General features: G+C 66.7%; 5 protein-coding genes and 1 pseudogene. 4 read left to right on the top strand and 2 right to left on the bottom strand.

Going from position 1 to position 5110, the window contains the following annotated elements; translation table 11 throughout:
* Positions 1–121: 121 nt before the first annotated feature.
* Positions 122–1144 carry a zinc-binding alcohol dehydrogenase family protein gene (locus DBR12_RS08650; RefSeq protein ID WP_108616881.1) on the top strand — a complete coding sequence of 341 codons (1023 nt, stop codon included), beginning with the start codon at positions 122–124 and terminating at the stop codon, positions 1142–1144.
* A 103-nt stretch (positions 1145–1247) separates the two neighbouring features.
* Entirely contained in the window at positions 1248–1661 is a 414-nt protein-coding gene (locus tag DBR12_RS08655) for a VOC family protein (protein WP_108616882.1), read from the top strand.
* An 85-nt stretch (positions 1662–1746) separates the two neighbouring features.
* Here DBR12_RS08655 and DBR12_RS08660 read toward each other — a convergent pair whose 3' ends face one another.
* Together DBR12_RS08660 and DBR12_RS08665 are read right to left on the bottom strand one after the other, a co-directional pair.
* Positions 1747–2724 carry a tripartite tricarboxylate transporter substrate binding protein gene (locus DBR12_RS08660; RefSeq protein ID WP_108616883.1) on the bottom strand — a complete coding sequence of 326 codons (978 nt, stop codon included), beginning with the start codon at positions 2722–2724 and terminating at the stop codon, positions 1747–1749.
* A gap of 97 nt (positions 2725–2821) precedes the next feature.
* A complete protein-coding gene (locus tag DBR12_RS08665; protein ID WP_108616884.1) occupies positions 2822–3835 on the bottom strand; it encodes a fumarylacetoacetate hydrolase family protein in 1014 nt (337 codons plus the stop codon).
* A 101-nt stretch (positions 3836–3936) separates the two neighbouring features.
* Here DBR12_RS08665 and DBR12_RS08670 point away from each other — a divergent pair, with 101 nt between their 5' ends.
* On the top strand, positions 3937–4719 hold the full coding sequence (locus tag DBR12_RS08670; protein WP_108616885.1) for an IclR family transcriptional regulator: 783 nt from the start codon (positions 3937–3939) through the stop codon (positions 4717–4719).
* Between the two features lie 20 nt (positions 4720–4739).
* Positions 4740–5110: pseudogene (locus tag DBR12_RS08675) on the top strand (DUF3108 domain-containing protein); the annotation flags it as partial.

A 5110-nucleotide genomic window follows, 5' to 3' on the forward strand; every position in this document is an offset into this window, starting at 1 on the left:
GACTACGGCCCCGTCCACACAACCGCCGTGGAACCGACCGCCACCGCATGGGCGTGACCCGGCCCCCGGCCGCTACCGCCCCTTTTCCCAATCCCCATCCACCGACACACAAGGACCCGCCATGAAAGCCATCGGCTACCAAACTGCCCACCCCATCGACCACCCCGAAGCACTGCTCGACATCACCCAACCCGACCCCGTGGCCACCGGCCGCGACCTGTTGGTGGAGGTGCATGCCGTCTCGGTGAACCCCGTGGACACCAAGGTGCGCAACAGCAGTTCGCGCAGTGCGGACGGCCCTGACTACAAGGTGCTGGGCTGGGACGCCAGCGGCATCGTGCGTGCAGTGGGCACGGAGGTGACGCTGTTCAAACCCGGCGACCGCGTCTGGTACGCGGGCTCCATCGCCCGCCCCGGCACCAACAGCGAGCTGCACCTGGTGGACGAGCGCATCGTGGGCCACGCCCCCAAGTCACTGGACTTTGCCGAAGCCGCAGCCCTGCCACTGACCACCATCACCGCGTGGGAGCTGCTGTTTGACCGCCTGGGCGTGGCGCCCGGCAAGCAGCCGACCAACAAGACCCTGCTCATCATCGGCGCGAGCGGCGGCGTGGGTTCCATCCTCACGCAGCTGGCCGCGCGGCTGACCAGCCTCACGGTGATCGGCACCGCATCGCGCCCCGAAACGCAGCAGTGGGTGCGCGATCTGGGCGCCCACCACGTCATCGACCACAGCCAGCCGCTCACGCAAGAGCTGGCGCGCATCGGCCACCCCACGGTGGACATCATCGTGAGCCTCACGCAGACCGATGCCCACTTCGACCAGATCGTGGAGGCCATCGCGCCGCAGGGCCAGTTCGCGCTGATCGACGACCCGGTGTCGCTCGACGTGACGAAATTCAAGCGCAAGTCGGTGTCGGTGCACTGGGAACTGATGTTCACCCGCGCGCTGTTCGGCACCGCCGACATGATCGGCCAGCACCGCCTGCTGACCGAGGTGGCGCAGCTGGTGGACGCGGGGCTGATCCGCACCACGCTGGACCAGCGTTTTGGCGCGATCAACGCCCACAACCTGAAGCGGGCTCACGCCCTGATCGAGAGCGGCAAGGCACGAGGCAAGCTGGTGCTCGAAGGCTGGAACTGAAGGTCCACCAGCACGGTTGATTGTGTGCCCTGACAAAGATACTGTACACAAATACAGTATTTGAGATATAAAACGGGGCACAACAACCCGAGGAGCCCTTCCCATGCTGGACCACATGACTTTCCGCGTCACCGACATCGCCCGCACCAAGGCGTTTTACACCGCCGCCCTCGCGCCTTTGGGCTACAGCCTGTGTTTTGAAGGCAACTACGGCTCCAACATGCTGGGCTTTGCCTACCCGGACCCGGCCGAGCCCGACGGCAAAAAAGCGGATGTGTGGTTCATCGACGGCCCCTCGCCCTACGGTGGCCAGCCTGCCACCACGGGCTGTCATCTGGCCTGGCGGGCCCAGAACCGGGCGCAGGTAGATGCGTTCTACGCCGCCGCCATCACGGCGGGCGGCAAGGACAACGGCGCCCCGGGCCTCAGGCCCGACTACCACGCGCACTACTACGGCGCTTTTGTGATTGACCCCGAAGGCAACAACATCGAGGCGGTATGCCACCTGCCTGAATAGATGGGCCTGCAAGGCTGAAGGGTGGCCAGGCCCGGCAAGGCGAGGCCACCCGGTGCACGGCCCAGTGCACTGAAGTGCTGCGCGATCAGTCCAGCTTCACCCCTGCCGCCTTGATGATCTCGCCCCAGCGCTTGGATTCGGCCCGCGCCATGGCGCGGAACTGTTCGGGCGTGCCGGGCAGGGCTTCCATGCCGAAGTCGGTCATGCGCTTGACCACGGCGGGGCTCTGCAGGGCCTTGTTCAGCTCGGCATTCAGGCGCGTGGTGATGGCGGCGGGCAGGCCTGCGGGCGCCAGGATGCCCTGGAAGGCGAAGACCTCGGTGTTGGGCACACCGGCTTCTGCCAGCGTGGGCACGTCGGGCAGCGCGGGTACACGCTTGGCCGAGCCGATGGCCAGGGCGCGCACCTTGCCCGAGGTGATCACGGGCAGGCCGGCGGCCAGGTCCAGGAACATGCAGGGCACCTGCCCCCCCATCACGTCCTGCAACGCAGGGGCGGCGCCCCGGTAGGGGATGTGGGTGATGAAGCTCTTGGTGCGGTGCTTGAACATCTCCATCGCTAGGTGGTGCGGCGAGCCGTTGCCGGGCGATGCGTAGTTGAGCTTGCCGGGGTTGGCGCGCACGTAGTCCAGAAACTCCTTCACCGTCTTGGCTTCGAACGATGGGTGCACCACCAGCGCCAGCGGGAAGCGGCTGATGCCGCCCACGTAGGTGAAGTCCTTTTCGGGGTTAAACGGCAGCTTGGTGAACAGGTGTTCGTTGTAGGCCAGGATGGCGTTGTCGGCCGACATGAAGGTGTAGCCGTCGGGCTTGGCCGTGGCCACGGCCTGGCCGCCGATGTTGGTGGAGGCGCCGGGGCGGTTGTCCACCACGATCTGCTGGCCCAGCGTCTGGCGCATGGCTTCGGCCACAGTGCGCGCCAGCACGTCGGTGCCGCCGCCAGCCGGGTAGGGCACGACCCAGCGCAGGGGCTGGTCGGGCCAGGCAGCCTGGGCAGCGGCCCAGGGCGCGGCGGTGGTGGCGCCTGCGGCGGCCAGGGCGGACAAGAGGGTTCTGCGTTGCATGGGTTGTCTCCTTGATACTATTGATTTGATAGCTGCTTGCGCTTATCCATCGCGCGCAAGCAGCCTTTTTTGTTCAAATTTTCAGCCGGCCGGGTGCTCAGGCGGCCGGGGCGGCAATCGCCTGATCAATGGCGCCGAAGATGCTGGCGCCGTCCTTGCCCTTGATCTCGATGCGGATGGTGTCGCCGAACTTCATGAATTCGGTACTCGGCTTGCCATCCTGAATCGTCTCGATGCAGCGCTTTTCGGCGATGCAGCTGTAGCCCTTGGGCCATTCGGTGCGGCCATTGGCGTCGGTGATGCCCTTGTTGCTCACCGTGCCGCTGCCGATGATGGAGCCCGCGCGCAGGTTGCGCGTCTTGGCCACGTGGGCAATCAGCTGGCCGAAGTGGAAGGTCATCTCGGGGCCTGCGTCGCACATGCCGACCTTGCGGCCGTTCCAGGTGGACTGCACGGTGAGGTTGACGCGGCCGTGGTCCCAGGCGTCGCCCAGCTCGTCCAGCGTCACGGCCACGGGGCCGAAGGCGGTGGCGGGCTTGCTCTGGAAGAAACCAAAGCCCTTGGCCAGCTCGGCGGGGATCAGGTTGCGCAGGCTCACGTCGTTGGCAATCATCACCAGGCGGATGCCGTCCAGCGCCTGGTCGGCGGTGGTGCCCATCTTCACGTCGCCGGTGATGACGGCGATCTCGGCCTCGAAGTCAATGCCCATGGCCTCGCTGGGCACGACCACGTCGTCGCAGGGGCCGATGAAATCGTCGCTGCCGCCCTGGTACATCAGCGGATCGGTGTAGAAACTCTCTGGCACCTCGGAGTTACGCGCTTTTCGCACCAATTCGACGTGGTTGATATACGCAGAGCCGTCCGCCCACTGGTACGCCCGTGGCAGCGGGGCCATGCATTGGGCGGGGTCGAACGGGAACGCGTGGCGCGCGCGGCCACTGTTGAGCTGGTCGTACAGGTCCTGCAGCTGGGGCGAGAGGAAGCCCCAGTCGTCCAGCACCTGCTGCAGCTTGTTGGCGATGCCGGTCGCATAATGGGCTGTGCCCAGATCGCGGGAGACGACAACCAGTTGGCCGTCGCGCGAGCCGTCTTTGTAGGTAGCGAGTTTCATGGTGGCAGGACCTTTGTCTCAGAGGGTTGATGGGCACCGCTAGCGAAATTACGCTTGGGTAAATTGATTTAACTAAACAAAACTCGCAAATTTTAGTGCACATGGACAAAGAACGTGCAGGAATTCAATCGGTCGAGGTGGGTTTTGCCCTGCTGGAGGGGCTGACACGCTCGCGCGGGCCGCTCATGCTCAAGGATGTGGCGGCCTCTGCGGGCATGAGCGCGGCCAAGGCCCACCGGTACCTGGTGAGCTTTCAGCGCCTGGGCCTGGTCACGCAGGACCCCCGAACCGCGCGCTACGACCTGGGGCCTGCAGCCCTGAAGCTGGGCCTGGCATCGCTCGCCAGGCTGGACGCCGTGCGCCTGGCGCGCGAGCGCATGCCCGCACTCATGGAAACCATCGGCCACACGCTGGCGCTGGCGGTGTGGGGCAACCACGGCCCGACCATCGTGCACTGGGAGGAGTCGCCCCAAGCCGTCACCGCCAACCTGCGCCTGGGCGATGTGATGCCGCTGCTGTCGTCGGCCACGGGCAGGTGTTTTGCGGCTTTCATGTCGCCCGATGTGGTGGCGCCGCTGCTCAAGGAAGAGCTGGCCCGCGCCGTGAAGATGCGCCGCACCGACCTTCCCGCCACCATGGCCGAGGTAAACGCCCTGCTGGCCGAGGTGCGTGAACGTGGCGCCGCGCGCGTGGTGGACACCTTGCTGCCCGGCATCGTCGCCTTCTGCGCGCCGGTGTTCGATGCCGACGGCCACCTGGAGCTGGGCATGACCACGTTGGGCTCGATCGCCACGTTCGATCCGGAGTGGGACGGCGCCATCGACGCACCGCTGCGCGCGGCGGCGGCCCAGCTCTCGCGCGACCTGGGCGCAGGCACCGCCTGACCCGGCCTCACGCCATCCCCATGCCCCGCCGCGCGCTGGTTGCCATCACCGCCCTGGTGCTTGCCCTGCACTGGCTGGTGCTGAGCGGGGTGCCGCTGCACTGGGACAGCCCGGCACAAGCCACGGGGCGGGCATTCAGCACGCGCAGCATCGCCGCACCACTGCCCCCCGCGCTGCCCACAGTGGCAACAGCACCGGCAGCCCATACCGCCCGTGCAGCGGCGCTGCAACCTGCTGACCGCAAAAAACCCCAGGCCCGCACCACGCCCGCGCCCTCCACCATGGCCGGGCACGCAGCGCCGCAACTTCCTGCCGAAACCATGACCACAGGCCCGGACGCGGGCACTGACGCAGTGCCAACCGCCACCGAGCCCATAGCGCCCCCCACAGA

The organism is Acidovorax sp. HMWF029 (assembly GCF_003060895.1).
Lineage (GTDB): Bacteria > Pseudomonadota > Gammaproteobacteria > Burkholderiales > Burkholderiaceae_C > Acidovorax.